This window comes from Acetobacteraceae bacterium (genome assembly GCA_039613835.1).
Lineage (GTDB): Bacteria > Pseudomonadota > Alphaproteobacteria > Acetobacterales > Acetobacteraceae > Sorlinia.
Map to the genome: position 1 here is coordinate 287,762 of CP154827.1, position 17,129 is coordinate 304,890.

25 protein-coding genes and 1 pseudogene are annotated in these 17,129 nt (G+C 57.7%); 22 read left to right on the forward strand and 4 right to left on the reverse strand.

Annotation, left to right across the window (positions count from 1 at the left end; all coding sequences use genetic code 11):
• Positions 1-66: 66 nt before the first annotated feature.
• The 8 genes from AAYR33_01625 to AAYR33_01660 all read left to right on the forward strand — a co-directional run bounded on the left by AAYR33_01625 (position 67) and on the right by AAYR33_01660 (position 4,690).
• Positions 67-372, forward strand: a complete 306-nt coding sequence (locus AAYR33_01625) for an ATP-binding protein (protein ID XAO71690.1) — start codon at positions 67-69, stop codon at positions 370-372.
• Positions 373-882, forward strand: a complete 510-nt coding sequence (locus AAYR33_01630) for a response regulator (protein ID XAO71691.1) — start codon at positions 373-375, stop codon at positions 880-882.
• Positions 842-1,414 carry a histidine kinase dimerization/phospho-acceptor domain-containing protein gene (locus tag AAYR33_01635; protein XAO71692.1) on the forward strand — a complete coding sequence of 191 codons (573 nt, stop codon included), beginning with the start codon at positions 842-844 and terminating at the stop codon, positions 1,412-1,414. The genes AAYR33_01630 and AAYR33_01635 overlap by 41 nt, the downstream gene beginning before the upstream one ends.
• Before the next feature lie 120 nt (positions 1,415-1,534).
• The gene (locus AAYR33_01640; protein XAO71693.1) at positions 1,535-1,855 is read left to right on the forward strand and encodes an ATP-binding protein; all 321 of its coding nucleotides are present in this window, start codon (positions 1,535-1,537) and stop codon (positions 1,853-1,855) included.
• Complete coding sequence (locus AAYR33_01645) at positions 1,852-2,313, forward strand: response regulator (protein XAO71694.1); 462 nt, start codon at positions 1,852-1,854, stop codon at positions 2,311-2,313. Before AAYR33_01640 ends, AAYR33_01645 begins: the two co-directional genes overlap by 4 nt.
• Before the next feature lie 48 nt (positions 2,314-2,361).
• A complete protein-coding gene (gene hslV / locus AAYR33_01650; protein ID XAO71695.1) occupies positions 2,362-2,925 on the forward strand; it encodes an ATP-dependent protease subunit HslV in 564 nt (187 codons plus the stop codon).
• Between the two features lie 14 nt (positions 2,926-2,939).
• A complete protein-coding gene (hslU, locus tag AAYR33_01655) occupies positions 2,940-4,253 on the forward strand; it encodes an ATP-dependent protease ATPase subunit HslU (protein ID XAO71696.1) in 1,314 nt (437 codons plus the stop codon).
• Positions 4,253-4,690: a SufE family protein gene (locus AAYR33_01660; protein XAO71697.1), complete on the forward strand. Its 438-nt coding sequence runs from the start codon at positions 4,253-4,255 to the stop codon at positions 4,688-4,690. Before hslU ends, AAYR33_01660 begins: the two co-directional genes overlap by 1 nt.
• A gap of 11 nt (positions 4,691-4,701) precedes the next feature.
• Here the strand turns inward: AAYR33_01660 and AAYR33_01665 are convergent, their stop codons facing one another.
• Positions 4,702-5,187: a hypothetical protein gene (locus tag AAYR33_01665; protein XAO71698.1), complete on the reverse strand. Its 486-nt coding sequence runs from the start codon at positions 5,185-5,187 to the stop codon at positions 4,702-4,704.
• 164 nt (positions 5,188-5,351) lie between these two features.
• Between AAYR33_01665 and rpmI the strand changes: the two genes are divergently transcribed.
• From rpmI to lpxB, 5 genes are all read left to right on the forward strand, one after another.
• Complete coding sequence (gene rpmI, locus AAYR33_01670; protein XAO71699.1) at positions 5,352-5,555, forward strand: 50S ribosomal protein L35; 204 nt, start codon at positions 5,352-5,354, stop codon at positions 5,553-5,555.
• A gap of 11 nt (positions 5,556-5,566) precedes the next feature.
• On the forward strand, positions 5,567-5,938 hold the full coding sequence (gene rplT / locus AAYR33_01675; protein XAO71700.1) for a 50S ribosomal protein L20: 372 nt from the start codon (positions 5,567-5,569) through the stop codon (positions 5,936-5,938).
• A gap of 81 nt (positions 5,939-6,019) precedes the next feature.
• Positions 6,020-7,090, forward strand: a complete 1,071-nt coding sequence (gene pheS, locus AAYR33_01680) for a phenylalanine--tRNA ligase subunit alpha (GenBank protein XAO72337.1) — start codon at positions 6,020-6,022, stop codon at positions 7,088-7,090.
• A gap of 3 nt (positions 7,091-7,093) precedes the next feature.
• On the forward strand, positions 7,094-9,556 hold the full coding sequence (gene pheT, locus AAYR33_01685; GenBank protein XAO71701.1) for a phenylalanine--tRNA ligase subunit beta: 2,463 nt from the start codon (positions 7,094-7,096) through the stop codon (positions 9,554-9,556).
• 7 nt (positions 9,557-9,563) lie between these two features.
• Entirely contained in the window at positions 9,564-10,757 is a 1,194-nt protein-coding gene (gene lpxB / locus AAYR33_01690) for a lipid-A-disaccharide synthase (protein ID XAO71702.1), read from the forward strand.
• Positions 10,758-10,781: 24 nt separating this feature from the next.
• On the opposite strand, the pseudogene hisI reads toward lpxB, so the two are convergent.
• Positions 10,782-11,206, reverse strand: a pseudogene (hisI, locus tag AAYR33_01695) (phosphoribosyl-AMP cyclohydrolase).
• Entirely contained in the window at positions 11,190-12,005 is an 816-nt protein-coding gene (locus tag AAYR33_01700) for a folate-binding protein (protein XAO71703.1), read from the reverse strand. Before AAYR33_01700 ends, hisI begins: the two are co-directional and overlap by 17 nt.
• A 321-nt stretch (positions 12,006-12,326) precedes the next feature.
• Between AAYR33_01700 and AAYR33_01705 the strand changes: the two genes are divergently transcribed.
• The 9 genes from AAYR33_01705 (at position 12,327) to AAYR33_01745 (ending at position 16,750) form a co-directional block, all read left to right on the forward strand.
• Entirely contained in the window at positions 12,327-12,926 is a 600-nt protein-coding gene (locus tag AAYR33_01705) for a hypothetical protein (protein XAO71704.1), read from the forward strand.
• Positions 12,847-13,902, forward strand: a complete 1,056-nt coding sequence (locus AAYR33_01710; GenBank protein XAO71705.1) for an adenylate/guanylate cyclase domain-containing protein — start codon at positions 12,847-12,849, stop codon at positions 13,900-13,902. Before AAYR33_01705 ends, AAYR33_01710 begins: the two co-directional genes overlap by 80 nt.
• The gene (locus AAYR33_01715) at positions 13,899-14,114 is read left to right on the forward strand and encodes a hypothetical protein (GenBank protein ID XAO71706.1); all 216 of its coding nucleotides are present in this window, start codon (positions 13,899-13,901) and stop codon (positions 14,112-14,114) included. The genes AAYR33_01710 and AAYR33_01715 overlap by 4 nt, the downstream gene beginning before the upstream one ends.
• Positions 14,115-14,387: 273 nt before the next feature.
• Complete coding sequence (locus tag AAYR33_01720; protein XAO71707.1) at positions 14,388-14,888, forward strand: hypothetical protein; 501 nt, start codon at positions 14,388-14,390, stop codon at positions 14,886-14,888.
• Positions 14,888-15,523, forward strand: a complete 636-nt coding sequence (locus AAYR33_01725) for an MCE family protein (protein ID XAO71708.1) — start codon at positions 14,888-14,890, stop codon at positions 15,521-15,523. Before AAYR33_01720 ends, AAYR33_01725 begins: the two co-directional genes overlap by 1 nt.
• Positions 15,495-15,848 carry a hypothetical protein gene (locus tag AAYR33_01730; GenBank protein ID XAO71709.1) on the forward strand — a complete coding sequence of 118 codons (354 nt, stop codon included), beginning with the start codon at positions 15,495-15,497 and terminating at the stop codon, positions 15,846-15,848. The genes AAYR33_01725 and AAYR33_01730 overlap by 29 nt, the downstream gene beginning before the upstream one ends.
• On the forward strand, positions 15,845-16,042 hold the full coding sequence (locus AAYR33_01735; protein ID XAO71710.1) for a hypothetical protein: 198 nt from the start codon (positions 15,845-15,847) through the stop codon (positions 16,040-16,042). Before AAYR33_01730 ends, AAYR33_01735 begins: the two co-directional genes overlap by 4 nt.
• A gap of 257 nt (positions 16,043-16,299) precedes the next feature.
• Positions 16,300-16,437: a hypothetical protein gene (locus AAYR33_01740; protein ID XAO71711.1), complete on the forward strand. Its 138-nt coding sequence runs from the start codon at positions 16,300-16,302 to the stop codon at positions 16,435-16,437.
• A 22-nt stretch (positions 16,438-16,459) separates the two neighbouring features.
• Entirely contained in the window at positions 16,460-16,750 is a 291-nt protein-coding gene (locus AAYR33_01745) for a hypothetical protein (GenBank protein XAO71712.1), read from the forward strand.
• 213 nt (positions 16,751-16,963) lie between these two features.
• Here AAYR33_01745 and AAYR33_01750 read toward each other — a convergent pair whose 3' ends face one another.
• Positions 16,964-17,110: a hypothetical protein gene (locus AAYR33_01750; GenBank protein XAO71713.1), complete on the reverse strand. Its 147-nt coding sequence runs from the start codon at positions 17,108-17,110 to the stop codon at positions 16,964-16,966.
• Positions 17,111-17,129: the final 19 nt, after the last annotated feature.

Here is a 17,129-nt window from a genome sequence, read left to right on the forward strand (position 1 = left end):
GGCGGACGCGATCCGCGCGGAGGGGGCGCTGGTCAGCCCGGCACAGGGGCCGCTCTGGGCCGTATCGTGATTGAAACATCGCTTCAGCAATCAGAGGAAGGGGCTTTTTACGTCATCAGCGTCGCAGATGATGGGCCCGGCGTGCCTGCCGTTATTAAAGGCCGGGTATTTGAGCCATTTTTTACCACGAAGCCCGTGGGAGAGGGGACGGGGCTGGGCCTCGCCATTGCTTATGGCGTCATTGACGCGCATAGCGGCAATATTGAGGTCAGTGAAGCGCGTCTCAAAGGGGGCGCGGGGAGGCGCGCGCTTTACGATGACAATACGGGTCAAATGGACGCCATCCGGACTAGAAACAATAGGAAAAACTGAATGACCCATCCGACCGCGTCGCCCGATAAAACACCGCGCAGCCTCATCCTGATCGTCGATGATGAACCGGAAATACTCGTTGCTTTGAGTGATCTGCTCGAAGGTGAATTTGATATTATCTCCACCACCAGCCCCCATGATGCCCTTACCCTTGTCAGAGACCATCCGGAGATCGCGGTTATCATCTCGGATCAGCGGATGCCGGGTATGACGGGAGATGTTTTTCTGTCACAGGTGCAGGATAAGACGGATGCGAAAAGCATTCTCCTGACCGGTTATGCGGATCTCTCCGTGGTGATCACCGCACTTAATCAGGGCCGGATACAGTTCTATGTGCACAAACCGTGGGATTCAGATGGGTTGAAAGCCGTGGTGCGGGAGAGCGCGTCGCGTTTTCACACTGAGAAACCTCTCTTCAAAGAGAGGTTTCTCCTTCAAAGCACCTTAAAGTGCCGTCGCCTTCGATATCGTGTTTTCCGACGCGGAAGGCCGCGTGATCCGACACAATAAAAATCGTGATCTTGAGAGCGATGCTGCCGATCAGCCTGACGGCGACCGGGAAGTGCTGGAGGAAACGCTTTACCCAGCGGAGGAGCGTGACGCCATCACTGCCCTGAGACGGGAGGTGGTGATGCGGGGAAAGCTCGAACAATGTGTCCCCGTCACGCGCGATGGCGTTACAAGCTGGCTGGAGCGGACACGCATCGTCCTGCCCTGGCCGCGCCAGGTTGACGGCGCGCTTCTCCCTACCGCGCAGCGTTGGCAGGCCAGTTTTGAAAGGGACGTGACAGAGCGCCGCGTGCTGGAGCAGAGGATGCGCCAGGATGATAAAATGTGCGCTTTGGGCACCTTATCGGGCGGCATCGCACATGACTTCAATAATCTGCTGACCGCCATTCTCGGTTCACTTGATCTTTTGCACGACATACTTCCATCCGATGGGGAGGGTGACGCATCAGTCCCGCATAAGCTTGTCGAAAACGCCATAGATTCCGCCCGCAAAGGCGCCACACTGACGCGAAGCCTGCTGGAATTCGGCTGACCGAAGTCACCGGCCCTGTAAGCCGTCAATGTCGTCAGGCTGATCCGAAATTTAAGGGAGTTGCTGTCTTAAAGTCTCAATCGCGCAAGCGATGCCGCCGGGGAAACCGGGAAATGTGCGTTGGATCTCTCACATGTGGCGCGGCGTGCGGATGATCTTTGTGCTCAAAGCGACCCGGAACAGCTTGAGATGGCGTTGCTCAATCTCTGCATCAATGCACGGGACGCGATGCAGGATGGCGGCACCGTGGCGATCCATGTTGAAGAAGACACCTCGTCCCCGACCGCACATTGCGTGGTGATTTCGGTTTGTGATGAGGGACACGGCATGACGCCCGAGATTGTCGCCCGTATCTTCGACCCGTTTTTTACCACAAAGAAAATCGGTCGGGGCACCGGCCTTGGTTTATCGACGATTTATCGCTTCGTCAAAAGATTGTGAGAGTCAGAAGCGTGCCCGGGCAGGGGACATGCATTTCGCTGCTTCTGCCGAAAGTCCCGGCACAGGGGCCTGAGCTTGCGCCCGACAGGGCGGCGATCCAGAGCGAGACGCGGCAACTGAGGATATTGCTGATTGATAATGAAGCATCTGTGCGATTGGTGACAGAGCAGTTCCTGCGGCGCAGCGGTCACGAAGTTGTCAGCGTGGCGGATGGAGAAGCCGGGCTCGCCTGCCTCCTGGCCGGGCAGAGATTCGACCTTGCGATATTGGACCTGATGATGCCCCGCATGAGTGGGCAAGAATGCGGAAATCGCCTTGTAGAGAAACAGCCGGATCTCAAACACCTTTATATCAGCGGCTATACCGATGCGACGCACCGACCGCCGCATCACCAGGTGCTTGAGAAACCTTTCACGCGGGCGATGCTGGATGATGCGATTGCGTCAATCATCAATTAGCGTGCCCGCCATCTTGCTTTGCGACAAGTTTCAACTATCTGGATGAACATGAAAAACACGCATCAAAATCCCGACTATGTCGGATGGCACGGCACCACGATCCTTTGCGTGCGACGCGGGGACAATGTCACGATGGCCGGTGACGGCCAGGTGACGTTGGGCCAGACGATTATCAAGGGCAATGCCCGCAAGGTGCGGGTGATTGGCGCAGACAAAAACATCCTCGCGGGGTTTGCAGGGGCGACGGCCGACGCCTTCACCCTTCTGGAGCTCCTGGAAGCCAAACTCGCGCGCTACCCGAATGACCTGGAAACAGCGTGCGTTGAACTCGCCAAGGATTGGCGCACGGATCGTTATCTGCGTCGATTGGAGGCGATGATGGCTGTCGCGGATAAGGATCATTCATACACATTGACGGGTAATGGTGATGTTCTGGAGCCCGCGGATGGCATTATCGCGATCGGGTCAGGCGGCAATTATGCCCTCTCCGCGGCGCGCGCCCTCATTGAAATTGAGGGTCTGTCGTCGGGAGATATTGCCCGACGCGCGATGAAAATAGCCGGAGACATCTGCGTCTACACGAATCACTCTGTCACGATTAAAACGCTTTAAGTCAGGTATCAGGAATGGAAACGCCTCAATTCTCCCCACGAGAAATCGTGTCGGAACTCGATCGCTATATTGTCGGGCAGAATGATGCCAAGCGTGCCGTGGCCATCGCCCTCCGAAATCGCTGGCGGCGGGCGCAACTGCCCGATGCCATGCGTGAGGAAGTCGTCCCGAAAAACATCCTCATGATCGGCCCCACAGGTTGTGGCAAAACCGAGATTGCCCGGCGGCTGGCGCGGCTGGCGCAATCGCCTTTCATCAAGGTCGAAGCCACAAAATTCACCGAGGTCGGTTATGTCGGGCGCGATGTTGAGTCGATCATCCGCGATCTGATTGAGGTATCTTTGAACATGCTGCGCGACATGCGCCGCAAGGATGTTCAGGTCAAGGCCGAAGCCGCGGCGGAACAACGCCTCGTCGACGCCCTGGTTGGAGAGCAGGCCTCGGCGGACACCAAAGTCAAATTCCGCCAGCGGCTCCGAAATGGGGAGCTGGAGGATAAGGAAGTCGAAGTTGACGTTCAGCCGGATGGCGGTCGCGATGGCGGGGAGATGCCGGGCCTGACGTCCGGCGCGGTGATCAATATTTCCGACATGATGAAAAATATCATGAATCGCGCATCCCAGAAGCGCCGCCTGACGATTTCCGCCGCGCGTATTTTGCTGGTTCGGGATGAGTCGGATAAGCTCCTGGATGATGACAGTCTCGCGCAGGAGGCGGTGCGCCATACGCAGGACCATGGCATCGTCTTTCTTGACGAGATCGATAAAGTCTGTGCCCGGTCGGCTGAGGGTGGGGTGCGCGGTGCTGATATTTCACGCGAGGGCGTGCAGCGTGACCTCCTGCCGCTGATTGAAGGCACCACCGTGTCCACCAAATATGGTACGATCAAGACGGATCATATATTATTCATCGCGTCCGGCGCCTTCCATCTGGCCAAACCATCTGACCTGCTGCCCGAACTTCAGGGCCGCCTGCCCATTCGCGTTGAGCTGGCGACGCTGACACGGGATGATCTGCGCCGCATTTTAAGTGAGCCGGAGCATTCCCTCATCAAACAATATATCGCGCTCATGAAGACGGAGGGTGTGTCGCTTTCATTCACGGAGGACGCAATCGACGCCCTGGCTAAAACGGCAGCGAACATCAATAATCGCGTGGAAAATATCGGCGCGCGGCGCCTGGCGACCGTTATGGAACGTCTGTTGGAGGAGGTCTCTTACGCGGCGTCCGACAGGAAGGATGAGGTGATCGAGATCACGGCAAAAGAGGTGCATGATCGCGTCGATTCGCTCGCCAAGCGGGACGATCTCAGCCGGTTCATCCTGTGATGGTGGCACCTTTCGTCTCACCCCCGGAGGAAACGGCCGCCGCCGCCATTGCGGCCATCACTGACGAGCTTGCGCTCTTTGATGACTGGACGGATCGATATCAATATATCATCGAGATGGGACGGCAATTACCGGCTTTTCCGGCAGCCTGGCAGGATGACGCCCATCGTGTGCCAGGCTGTCAAAGCCAGGTGTGGCTTGAGGCGCAACATGAAGGCGGGAAGATCCATTTTGCAGGTGCTTCGGACGCGGCCATTGTGCGTGGCCTCGTCGGCCTTTTGCTGCGTGTCTATTCAGGGCGCAGCGCGGCGGAAATCGGCGAGACGCCGCCGGACTTCCTGCATCGTCTGGGACTTGTCAAAGCCCTCTCCGCCAATCGTGGTAATGGGGTGGAGGCGATGGCGCGGGCTATCCGGCGCGTTGCCGCAGCCGGATAGCCCGAAGCATCTCAGTGCGCCATGGCAGGTTGCGGCACATCCGGCATGACAGGGGACGTCGCTTTATCCAGAGATGGGGGGGTGGTCGTCATCGCGCCTTCTGTCGTGCAGGCGGTGAAGCGTCCCTTATCACGGCATTTTGTCGGGTGCGGCGTGGTGCATTTGACGAAACGGCCGGTTTTATCATCGCGGCAACGGACCGGCTTTTTCTTGACACATTTAACATAGCGGCCGGTATCGGCGTCGCGGCACGTCTTGGCCTGCACGGTCATCGGCGCAACCAGCAGGCTGAGGGCGAGTGAGGAGGCGAAAAGTCTTTTCAGCATCGGGATTTCCTTCACGCGGGAATGCAGGGCTTTGATGTCATGGATTGACGAACATCTAAGCGGCTCAACGTCAGCAAGGTTGCACGCTGGTCCATTTGCATGGCTCCAAAGATGTGAAGCGTGCATCTGGTCCGTATCGGGCTGCGCCTCTTCCGCGCCCGGGCGCGGCACTTCCCCTGGTGAGACGAGTCAAAAAAGGTTGTTTCGGAGGGCGAATTCGGCTAGGTGACACACCTCACCTGCGCGGCCGTGGCCAAATAAGTGGCATACCCGGCCGCGGAACGCTGCCGCCCGAGAGGGATTTGTGCAGCCTGGATAAGTTTAAGGAGACTGAAATGCCTAAAATGAAGACGAAGTCGTCGGTGAAAAAACGCTTCAAGATCACCGCGACGGGTAAAGTGATGTGCGGCCCCGGCAATAAGCGCCACGGCCTGATCAACCGCCCTCAGAAAATGAAGCGCACCAACCGTGGTCCGCAGACCGTGACGGATATGGACGCGAAGACAATCAAGCAATGGGCCCCCTACGGGCTTTCGTGAGGAGATAGATCATGGCACGTGTCAAACGGGGCGTGACGACTCACGCGCGTCACAAAAAAGTTCTGGAGCTGTCCAAAGGTTATCGCGGGCGCTCATCGATAAATTACCGCATCGCGCTGGAGCGGCTCGAAAAGGCATTACGTTATGCTTACCGTGACCGCCGCAATAAAAAGCGTGATTTTCGCGGTCTCTGGATTCAGCGTATCAATGCCGCCGTGCGTGAGCATGGGCTGACTTACAGCAAATTCATCAACGGCCTGTCCTTGGCGGGGATTGAGATTGATCGTAAGGTTCTTGCCGCGATTGCCTTTGACGATGCGGCGATATTTGCGGAAATTGTTAAAAAGGCCCAGCAGGCGCTTGAGCAGCCCGCCAAGGCCTGATTTCCCAATCTGGTGTTCGGGAAATAGGCCGTCTTGCTTGAGGACGGCCCTTTTTTTATGTTGCGTGGTGACGGGTGAATGATGGTTGACGATCTCGACATTCTGAAGAGCACGACCCTGGCTGACCTTGAGACACTGGGTGATGAGGCTTCATGGGAGGCGCTCAGGGTCAGGACGCTCGGCAAATCCGGCTGGCTGACGCAGCAGCTCAAAGCGCTTGGCCCGCTCGCACCGGATGAGCGCCGCCAGCGTGGCGCGGCGCTGAATCAGGTTCGGGATATGCTCAACGCGGCCTTCGCACAGCGGAAAAAAGCGATTGAGTCGGATCTTCTCGCCGCCCAGCTTGAAGCGGAGCGCGTGGATGTCACCATGCCCGTCGCGCGTCGCGAGGATGGGCTGCTGCATCCCATCCATCAAACGATTGATGAGATGATCGATATTTTCGGCGGAATGGGTTTCGGCGTGGCGGAAGGGCCGGATATTGAAAGTCAGTGGCATAATTTCTCCGCCCTGAACACGCCGGAGCATCACCCCGCCCGGACAGAACATGACACATTCTACCTGCCGCGCCCACGTGCCGACGCGCCGGAGCCTGTTTTGCGTACGCAGACGTCGGGCGTGCAGATCCGCACCCTGCTGAGTAAAGCGCCGCCCATAAGGGTGATTGCACCGGGCCGGACCTACCGCGCCGATCATGATGCCACGCACTCCCCGATGTTTCATCAATGTGAGGGTATCCTGATTGATCGCGACATCACGCTGGCACATCTCAAATTCTGCCTCATCGCGTTTCTACGAGCATTTTTCGATAAGCCGGATCCGCCCGTGCGTTTTCGCGCTTCCTATTTTCCGTTTACGGAGCCCTCGATGGAAGTGAATATTGGCTGGTCCCGCAAAACGGGCAATATAGGCGCGGGGGAGGACTGGCTTGAAGTGCTTGGCGCCGGGATGGTGCAGCCCCGTGTGCTGGCAAATTGCGGCGTTGATCCGGAAGTCTGGCAGGGCTTCGCTTTCGGTATGGGTGTGGAGAGATTGACCATGCTCAAATATGGCATCCCCGATTTACGTTCATTTTACGAGAGTGACCTGCGCTGGCTACGGCATTACGGTTTTTCCGCCTTTGAGACGCGTGTTCCGGGTAAGGGGGTCTGAATCATGAAATTTACCCTTTCATGGTTGCGGGAACATCTCGATTTCACGGCTTCCATTGAGGAGATCACAGCAGTGCTGAACCGCATCGGCCTTGAAGTCGAGAGCGTTGAAAATCAGGCTGAGAAATTATCCGGTTTCCGCCTCGCTAAGATCCTTGAGACGCGCCCCCACCCTAATGCGGACCGCTTGCAGGTCTGTGATGTGGCGGCGGGGCCGGGATATGAGAAGGTGCAGGTTGTTTGCGGTGCGCCCAATGCGCGGACCGGGCTGCATGTCGTTTTCGCCTCGCCGGGCACTTATATTCCCGGCAGTGACATGACCATCAAATCAGGTCAGATCCGCGGTGAGGCCAGTGGCGGCATGTTGTGCTCCCTGCGTGAGCTCGGATTGGGGGAGGAGAGTGATGGCATTGCCGAACTGCCGGAAGCGGTGGTGCTGGGCCAGCCCTACGCTGAGTTTGCCGGTTTAAATGAGACGGTCATTGACATCTCCATTACCCCGAACCGGGGTGACGCGCTGAGTGTCTATGGCATCGCACGTGACCTCGCCGCTGCCGGGTTCGGGCGCCTGAAAGCGTGGCTCGCAGAAGTTGTGGACGGGCAGGGTCCATCGACGATCAAATGGAAGATCGAGCACGATGATGCTTGTCCCTATGTTGTGGGGCGGCTGATCCGCAATGTCCGCAATCAGCCCAGCCCCGCCTGGCTTCAGAACCGCCTCAAATCGGTGGGTCTGCGCCCCATATCGGCGCTTGTTGACGTAACCAATTTTCTCCTGATGGATATAGGACGCCCCTTACACGTCTTCGATGCCGGGAAGCTTTCCGGCGACACACTATCTATGACATTGGGCCATGGTCAAACCTTCAAGGCGCTGGACGGCAATGCTTATCTGCTAAGCGATCAGGATTTGATCGTCGCGGATGAGGGGGGCGTCCAGTCTCTGGCGGGCATCATTGGTGGCGCGGCGAGCAGCGTTTCCGACGAGACGCAGCACGTCTTTATTGAGTCCGCCTTGTTCGAACCTGTCCGCATCGCCCTGACGGGGCGCCGCCTCGGCATCCATACGGATGGGCGCTATCGGTTTGAGCGCGGTGTTGACCCCGCTCTCGTCCTGCCAGGGCTGGAAGCGGCGACAAAACTCATCCTCGATCTCTGCGGTGGTGAGGCGAGCGAAATCGTTTCCGCGGGGAAATTGCCCAATTGGCAGCGCACGGCGCGTCTTCGCTTTGAGAAGCTCGACAGCTTCGGGGGTGCCGTGCTTCAGGCCGATGAAGTGGTGGAAACGCTGGAGCATCTCGGATTCTCTGTCTCTGCACGTGATGCGGCCTCTGTAACGGTCCATGTGCCGTCATGGCGTCATGACATTGCTGCCCCCATCAAGCTGGACCCGTCGCCAACGCTGAATGACAACGTCACGGAACGCGCGGCGCAGAGCGTTACTTTGGTAGAGGGGGAGCGAGACCTCATTGAAGAGATCCTGCGGATACGCGGATTGGATGAGATTGTGCCGCGTCCTCTGCCGGAATTTACTGGCAAGGCGGATCAATCCGTCATGGCGAAACGCATGGCGTCGCGGCGTGCCCGGCATTTATGTGCGGCGCTGGGTTTGACGGAAACTATAGGTTTCTCCTTCGTTTCAACGGAAGAGGCGGCACTTTTTGGTGAAACATCCGAGAAATTATCGCTCCTCAACCCGATCGCCGTTGATCTGAGCCATATGCGGCCGACACCGCTCATTAATCTCGTCAAAGCGTGGCACCGTAATGAGGCGCGCCGCGCGGCGCGTGCGGCGCTTTTCGAGGTGGGGCCGGGTTTTACCCCATCCGGACAGGCGACGCTGCTTACAGGATTGCGCGCGGGGGAAACCGCGCGTCGGCCAGGCGCGCGGTCGCGGGAATATAATTTGTGGGATGTGAAGAGTGACCTCATAGCGCTCCTCGACGAAATGGGCGTTCCGTCAGAGGCGGTGACCGTGTCGCGCAATGTGCCGCCTTATTTCCATCCGGGAAAATCGGGCGCCGTCCAATTGGGACTCAAGACGGTTCTCGGCTTTTTTGGTGAACTCCATCCACAGATCGTCCGTGAAATGGGTTGTAGCGGCACATTGGCTGTCTTCTCACTTAATCTCGACGCCCTACCGGCCCGAAAGGTCAAAAAGCGTCAGGCACCGGAAATTCCCAGCTTGCAACCGATCCATCGGGATTTCGCCTTTATCGTAGATAAAAAGGTGGATGCGCAGGATCTGCTGAAATTCGTCCGCGGCGTTGACCGAAATCTGATTATCGCTGTTAGTCTCTTTGACGTGTTTGAAGGCGGAAATCTGCCCGACGATAAGAAGTCACTGGGACTTGAGGTGACCATCCAACCCCTTCATACTGCACTGAAACTTGCAGAAATTGACGCCGTTGCCGAAAAAATCGTGAATATCGCGACCAAAGCGGTTGGGGCCGAATTGAGGCAATGAGGCCAAGATGACCCATCCAGCGCGTCCACGCATCGTCTGGCTCCTCGCGGGGGAGGCAAGCGGCGACATTCTTGGCGCGCGGCTGATGGAGGCATTGTCACGGCTCGACCATAATATGATGTTTGTCGGGGTCGGCGGCGCACAGATGGAGGCGCTCGGCCTGCATAGCCTCTTCCCGATGCAGGATCTCTCCATCATGGGGCTTGCGGAAATCCTCCCCCGTATCCGCAAGCTTTCGGCGCGGTTGGATGAGGCGGTAAATGACATCACCCTGCGCAAGCCTGACGTCATCGTCACAATTGACAGCCCCGGCTTCGCCCTGCGCCTTTTAAAGCGGATTAAACATCTCGGCATCCCGCGCCTGCATTATGTCGGGCCTCAGGTCTGGGCCTGGAGGGAAAGCCGCGCCAAATCCTTCCCGCAATTATGGGACCGCCTGTTATGTCTCCTCCCCTTTGAGCAGGGTTGGTTTAAGGAGCGGGGCATTCCCGCGACATTTGTGGGGCATCCTGTCATTCAGTCCGGGGCTGATACGGGCGATGGCGCGCATTTTCGGCGGCGCCATGGGATTGCCGATCATGTCCCGATCATCGTGCTTCTGCCTGGCAGCCGAAAGTCGGAAGTGCCACGCCTCTTGCCGATTTACGGGCGTATGGTGGCAATTTTAAAAGCGTGCTTCGGCGAGATCTATCCCGTTATACCGACATCTCCCCTGATGCAGGGTGTCGTGCGTCACGCCACGGCGAAATGGGCTGAGCCGCCGCGAATCATCGTCGATATGCACGATAAATTTGACGCTTTTGCAGCGGCGGGGGTGGCCATGACAAAATCGGGCACCTCGACTTTAGAACTCGCGCTCGCCGGCACGCCGATGGTTGTGGCTTACCGCGTGCATGCGCTCACAGCTTATTTCGCCCGAAGGATGATCAAAGTCCCGTTTGTCGCGATGGTCAATCTCCTCGCCGGGCGCGAGATCGTGCCGGAACTGCTTCAGGAGAAATGCACGCCGGAAAATCTCGCTTCTGCCGTCACCCAACTTCTAACGGACCCGGATGCGCGCGCGGCGCAGAAAACCGCTTTTATAGATATCATGTCGCAATTACACGCCCCGGATCGGGATGGCGCGCCCGCCACCCCGGCAGAAGCGGTGGCCTATGAGGTGATGGCGCTCCTCCGTCCATCTGAAAACGTGACACCATAAGATCGCGCGAGAAGCATGATCACCTTATGCTTTGGGATAGAGTTTTTCTGGCGCGATTTGGGGGCGGCGTTTTCGACCAGTCCCGTCGGACGTGACGGAGAGGTAAAAGCAGCTGCGCCGTCCCTTATGACACGCCACGCCGTGCTAGGCGACGCGTAGAAGAACCGCATCGCCATCACAATCGAGCACCGCTGACATCAACATCTGCACCTGCCCCGACGTCTCCCCTTTGCGCCATAATTTCTGCCGGGAGCGGGAATAGTAACAGACCTTCCGGTCGTCAATGTCTCCCGCAAAGCGCCTTCATCCATCCAGGCCAACATGAGGACTTCATGCGGTGCCGTCGCGGATTGCGCGATGGCCGCGACAAGCCCATCCGCGTCGAAACGGACTTTCTGCAGGATTTCCGAGATGGATGTGTCGGAGGGCGGTTTATATGTCTGAGTCATCGTCCGGAAACCATGCAGGAGGTGAGGGAATAATTTCGACGCCGTTATGTCGGAATGACCTCCGCCAGAACGGTTTGCGCAGCAATGCGAAGCCACTTTGCCCACGAGCAAGGCGGATTTCCCCGGCTTCCTGCCCATTTTCCAGCGTCAGGATGGCGCCAGGGTCAGGCAGGCAGGCTTGGGGGGCTGAAACAGGGACGAGACGCTTTTTGACGCCGCCCCGATAATGCATACGCGCCGTGATTTCCTGGCCAACATAACAGCCTTTTGTCCAGGATATGCCATTGAGAAGATCGAAATTCGCCTCCAGCAATAAAGTCTCATCAATCTGATAGATGGAAGAAGGAGGCAGCCCCAGAGCCAGACATCGCGCCGCGTAATCCGATAGATCGTGATCGCATTGCAGCGTGTCCGTGTCCTCGAAAATGATTTTCCGCCAGCCTGCCTGAGGGAGGCGCGGGTCGGCGCAGGCCCCAAAGGGGGGCGGCACGTCCCATCCCGCGTAAACCTGCCCGTCAGGGAGGGATATCTCGATTTTCGCCCGTAAGCTGTAGCGTTTGAGCTGAGTTAAGGTCGCATCCGCCCGGGTCGCGTCAATATCCAGCAGCAATCTCTCATCATGCGCTGAGAGGAAGAAATCAGCCCGATAACGTCCCTTCGACGTCAGTAAAGCGGCCCAAATTAAGGTGCGTGCATCGCATGTCGTGACATCATTGGAGAGGAGGCCCTGTAAAAATGCGACGCGATCAGGTCCGGCAATTGAAATAATTCGTCGGTCAGAAAGCCTGGCGCATGCCATATGATGTTTACCGCCTTGATACACGTTAAATTGCAACAGTCGCGCTTGACGCGCCCATTGGCTTTAAACTGTGATAGAAGCGAGCAATTTGCAAGTATCGTTTCCCGTGGCGAGATTTTCGCCCGCCATGCTCTGCGTTCAGTGCAGTTGGCTGTTCGGGAAGACTGCACCGGAGGTAAGGTTTATGCCGTTTCGAGATCGTCAAACCGGAAGATCATTCCATTGACAGGCGTCTCCGGCGGGGGATGGCCCTTGCCGCTCTGATTATCGGGATCATCGCCATTAATCTCTCTCACGCGCCTTTCCGGCTTTCTGGAAAAAATGAAGATCGGGCAGAATGGCAAGGCGATCATACTCGATGAGAAAGGGCGTGTCGTCGCCGGGAGTGATCTGCTGGAGATTGCCGCGCAGGCGCATTGGCAGTTCGATAAAATGGCGATCGATGTGAAGCAAACGCCTGTCTTCTTGCGCGCACTGTCCCTTTACCGCATTTATGGTTCGGGGGTGAAAATCATCTCGGGGCGTAAAACGAGATATGTCACGATTTATTCGTCTCTCGACGCCACCCGTCCCGGTTGGCTCCTCATCCTTCACGCGCCGGAAAGCGATTATGCGCGCATAATCTCGGTTGCGGGATGGCAGGGTTTTACGTTCTCCTTCCTGATTATCGCGCTGGCGGCGGGCCTTGCGGGCCTGCTCTTCCGTGAGAAGCGCCGCACCGTGCGCGCAACGCGTCAGGTCGATGATTTGCGGGATTCCCAACGCGTCGTGGAGGGGCTGATCGGTCGGCTCGTTGAGGATGATAATATCTTCGACATTGCGCAGCAGGTGCCGATTTTGAGTGAATCTCGCAGAAATAACCGGCATATCGCGTGTGGCGCTCTGGCGGGTTCAGGAAGCGGATCGCCGCCTCATTTGTGAAGATGCTTACGAGGCGACGACGGGGCAGCATGGTTCTGGCCGTGAGATCAATCCTGACGAGGCCCAACCGCTTCTGGATGCGTTGGAGCGCGCCTCCGTTTTGGATAATGTGACGTCGGACACGGACCATGTTTTAAGGCCCTTCTGGCGGGCGGAGGGCCTGACGGATGATGTCACGGATTACGCTGTTTATCCCATCCGGCGTCAGAATGGACTTTGCGGGCTGATCGTGTTGACGGGCGCCATGACGCAGCCGAATGGGGCAAAATCCCTCCCATTGATCAATGATATGATTGCGCTCCGCTACGCGGCCATTGCGCAGGATGAACGCGCGACATCCGGCGATGGCCGTGTTGCTGACGCTGATGCCGCGCCGCAACCGGTCATGGCGGCGAAAGTCGTTTTTCTGGATGCGGGGGAAAGCGGGTTTGAGACAGGTTGCTTCCCGGCCGTACCCGTCGCCACCATTCAGTTCATTCATCAGGATGCGCCGAATGTTCAGGCGACCGTTGATCTTTTGAAGAGGTTGGCCACCAAATTGGAGGAAGTTGCGGAGACGTACGCGCTTTCCGTGGTGCAACTGGCCGGTAATCGTGTTCTCCTCGTTGGTAAATGCGGCGCGGCGCTTGACCCGGAATCGGTTTGTGACGTGGCGGATGCCTTGCTGGAACTGCGCGAGGCGGCCCAACGCATCCTGAATGCCGCCGATATGGTCCGCAATTTCAATATGGGACTGGATGTCGGGCCGGTGCTCGGTGCGCATGTCGGGAGAGACGGCGCGGGTTACGCGCTGTGGGGTGAAGCTTTCGCCAATGCGGATTGTCTGGCCATGTCTTCTGCGGAAACCGGGTCGATTCAGGTTTCCGATGCGGCCTGGGCGGTTCTGAAAGATCGCTTCCTCTTCCGGCCGCGTGGCGCGTTTTTCATGCCGGGTCGTGGTTTGACCGTGACGCATATTCTGGCCGCCCGAAGATGACGGAGGTCAATCTTTTCCTGCTGCAACGCCTCGCGACAATCGGTCGCCTGATGCGTCGCATTTTGCGGGCGACGTTGATTATGCTTAGTGCCGCCTGGGGTGTCGTCATTGAAGCCCTTTCCGTCGGCAATTGGCGGCGCACCGTGCGGCTCGAATTCTGGTCCACAATTTGGTGCAGGCAACAGGTGGGGGCCTCATCAGCACGCTTGTGACGGGTGCTCTGGTCGGGTTCGCGCTTGTGGCGCAGACGATTTACTGACTGGCCATCACGGTCAGCGCTTTCACGCTGGGCGTTGTCTTCAGTGTGATGTCGCTTGTCTCAAGCTATGCGGTGTGCCGGTTTGAGTCTGTAATATCCTTACCTTTATGGACGTTTCTCTATGAAGTGACAGGGGCAATGCAGCGGATCGATTATCTGGTCATCCCACTGAAATTTCTCGTCAGTAGTTTCAGTCTCAGCCTCAGCACCTGCCTAACCGCGCTCGATGTGCAGCACGATGATGATTTCTCAACCCTTTTGCCTGGGGCTTGAGTGGGATCGCCTCTCAGCCAAACGTGCAGATGCGTTACGCGGGCGTATCGGGCGTTACACCAATCAGGGGGCCTGGATCGGTCTTTTCACGATGGATACGAACATTCTCTTGCAGCAGATGCACCACACCACTTTGCCCATTGCGCAACTCGTGCAGGAGGCTGAAAATTTATGCCATATTTTTGACCTGCCAGGACTGCCGACATTGAGGCCGGGCCTCGTGCGTGCTTTTCTTGCGCGCCCGCCTTTGATGATCCTTGAAAATCCACTAGATGAGGACACAGGTCTGGACGCGGATATTGTGCTTCAGCAGGTGACGGAGGCACGTCTTTATGGCACGGGCTTTCTGTGCCTCACGCAGAACCTGGCGCCACGGTCACGATATTGTGACCGTGGCGCCAAATTCTATCAGCTTTATGAGAACGGTCTGGAACCGATCGCGGGCGGGGGATAATGCTCGGCTTTTGGGGGCGGCGTGACGCCGATGTGAGTGGCGATCCCACAATGAATTTACGCTACGCTAATGAGTGGGTCGGCGGGCTTGTGCTTGTCGCCATCGGTGTCTTCATCTTTGTGGTGATACAGGCCGGCGTGTTGCTGGAGTGGCTGACACCTTCCGGACGTCTGCATTTCCAGCTTCCGCAAAGCGGCATTGCGGGCCTCGCTGTTGGCAATGATGTTGAACTCATGGGCACGCGGATCGGTACCATCCGGGAAGTGAAAATCAATGATCATGGCAATATGTACGCCATCGCCACGATTGACCCGCAATTTGAGCCTTTCATCCGTGATGACAGTAAAGCCGTCATCAAAAGGCGCTTCGTCGTGGCCGGGGCGAGTTACATCGAATTGGCACGCGGGCAGGGCGCGCCGCTGGACTGGGCCTTTGCCACAGTGCGGGCGGAGGCGGAGCAAAATCCGGGCGACCTCATCATCAAAACCGTCAATGATGTTCGGGCACAGCTTGTCCCGACAATTCAAAGTGCCGAAAATGGTGACGGACCTTGCTGCCGTGACGACTGCCCTCAAAGACGGCCAGGGGCTCGCTGGCGGGCTGATTATGGACCGCAAACTCCTTGCACGCGCTAACAGAATGACGCGGGACCTGCAACAAACAATTGCCCAGATTCGGCCGCTCGGAAAGCAGGTTGACGCGATCATGAAGCAGACAAACGGGGCGGTCAGCAACGTTCATCACATTACGGACGGGCTCAAGCGTTCGACGCCGCAAATCCGATCCACCATCACCAATGTTGATCAGGTAAGTGTTGCGCTCCCGGCCCTGCTGACCCAGGCGCAAATGACGGCGGACAGTCTGCGCAAATTATCGGATCAGCTTCAGCAGTCCTGGTTCCTGGGCGGCGGGGCGGCATCCCCTCAGAATGACCTGCCGGCCGGGGAGATTTCACCATGACGCGTCAGCTCCTCAATCGCGCGAGGGGTTTCAGGCACAGCGCCCTTCGCCGATCCCGCATGTGGATGGTCATGAGTGGTGCGGTGCTTTTGACGGCCTGTGGGCGTGGCGCCGCGCTACCCGTCGTGGATCAGAAAATGCAACAATCGCTGGATGCCGGGCGCAGCGCATATGATCTCGGCTATCGGGCGTAGGCCCTCTCCGCTTATCGCATGGCTTATCAGCACGCCCTTCTCAGTAATGATCAAGCGGGGCTGGGCTCTGCGGGATTTAACCTCGCCGTGGTTCATTGAAGGGATCATCATTGGCAGGCCGCGCTTGATTCCGTTTCTGTTACGGAAAAAGACCTGGCGATAAGGGGTTTCAGGACGCCAGCGCGTCTGGCGCTCGTGCAGGCGGCGGCCTTATATCAGGGAAGGAATTATGCGCAGGCTGGAATATTGCCTGTCACTTGCCTTCCTCGCCTGTCGCGTTCGGGTTGAGGGCGCAATATTTCTGTGGGGTGAGCCATGTTGCGTTGGGTCATGAAGCGCAGGCGCAGCAAGCTTTGACCGTGCTTGACCAGGCGCGCGCAGGATCCCGCGCCTGAGAGCTGACCGGGCCGCTTCTGCGTGCCGCAGCTTCGAATTGGCTCAGAGAGGCGTTATACGGAGAGCCTTAACGCCGCGCAGGAGGCTGTCACGTTGAATCACCTCACCGGGAATTACAGTGTGATGCGCCAGATGCTTGATATCGCGGCCGTGAGTGTGGGGAAACTGGGGCGCTCTGACCTCGCGCGTGCGCTGACGCGCCAAAGCCAGCAAAGTCTGGAAGCTGAAAATGTCGCCCAAATCCCGTCAGATGAGCCAGGCGACCCTAACGCTGGGATGGCATTATCGCATAGCGAATCGACGCGGCGATAATGCTGCCTGGCAAAGCCGTGAGGACGAGTGTGATGAAGGCGCGCAGAGTCAATGGGTGAAGCGATAATATCAGCGCCGCCAGAGCGACCCACAGAAATGCGCTCATGATATGGCGCAGGCGATCCATTCGGACGGAAATGGGGCCTCTGAATTGGGTCACAGCGATGCCCAGAAGCAAAACGGCCCACGCCGATATGTCAAAACCGATATGCATCATGATTTCAGACGCCGGGCACTGCCAAGCGCAAGGATGCCCAGCATGGCAGCAATAAAATCAATGATGGGGTAGATGAGGGAGGCCTCATGCCAGGCTGTGTCGCGCGTTGAAAAATCAAGAACCGGGATGGCCAGACCGGCCACAGCGATGGCGAGAAGCTGA

Bases quoted from the DNA above. Each gene is read 5' to 3' on its own strand.
- rpmI (XAO71699.1), top strand. From the start codon at position 5,352: ATGCCTAAAATGAAGACGAAGTCGTCGGTGAAAAAACGCTTCAAGATC.
- AAYR33_01735 (XAO71710.1), top strand. From the start codon at position 15,845: ATGACGCGTCAGCTCCTCAATCGCGCGAGGGGTTTCAGGCACAGCGCC.
- hslV (XAO71695.1), top strand. From the start codon at position 2,362: ATGAAAAACACGCATCAAAATCCCGACTATGTCGGATGGCACGGCACC.
- pheT (XAO71701.1), top strand. From the start codon at position 7,094: ATGAAATTTACCCTTTCATGGTTGCGGGAACATCTCGATTTCACGGCT.
- AAYR33_01705 (XAO71704.1), top strand. From the start codon at position 12,327: ATGAAGATCGGGCAGAATGGCAAGGCGATCATACTCGATGAGAAAGGG.
- lpxB (XAO71702.1), top strand. From the start codon at position 9,564: ATGACCCATCCAGCGCGTCCACGCATCGTCTGGCTCCTCGCGGGGGAG.
- AAYR33_01720 (XAO71707.1), top strand. From the start codon at position 14,388: ATGTGCAGCACGATGATGATTTCTCAACCCTTTTGCCTGGGGCTTGAG.
- AAYR33_01660 (XAO71697.1), top strand. From the start codon at position 4,253: ATGGTGGCACCTTTCGTCTCACCCCCGGAGGAAACGGCCGCCGCCGCC.
- pheS (XAO72337.1), top strand. From the start codon at position 6,020: ATGGTTGACGATCTCGACATTCTGAAGAGCACGACCCTGGCTGACCTT.
- AAYR33_01730 (XAO71709.1), top strand. From the start codon at position 15,495: ATGGACCGCAAACTCCTTGCACGCGCTAACAGAATGACGCGGGACCTG.
- hslU (XAO71696.1), top strand. From the start codon at position 2,940: ATGGAAACGCCTCAATTCTCCCCACGAGAAATCGTGTCGGAACTCGAT.
- rplT (XAO71700.1), top strand. From the start codon at position 5,567: ATGGCACGTGTCAAACGGGGCGTGACGACTCACGCGCGTCACAAAAAA.
- AAYR33_01725 (XAO71708.1), top strand. From the start codon at position 14,888: ATGCTCGGCTTTTGGGGGCGGCGTGACGCCGATGTGAGTGGCGATCCC.
- AAYR33_01630 (XAO71691.1), top strand. From the start codon at position 373: ATGACCCATCCGACCGCGTCGCCCGATAAAACACCGCGCAGCCTCATC.
- AAYR33_01715 (XAO71706.1), top strand. From the start codon at position 13,899: ATGACGGAGGTCAATCTTTTCCTGCTGCAACGCCTCGCGACAATCGGT.
- AAYR33_01700 (XAO71703.1), bottom strand. From the start codon at position 12,005: ATGGCATGCGCCAGGCTTTCTGACCGACGAATTATTTCAATTGCCGGA.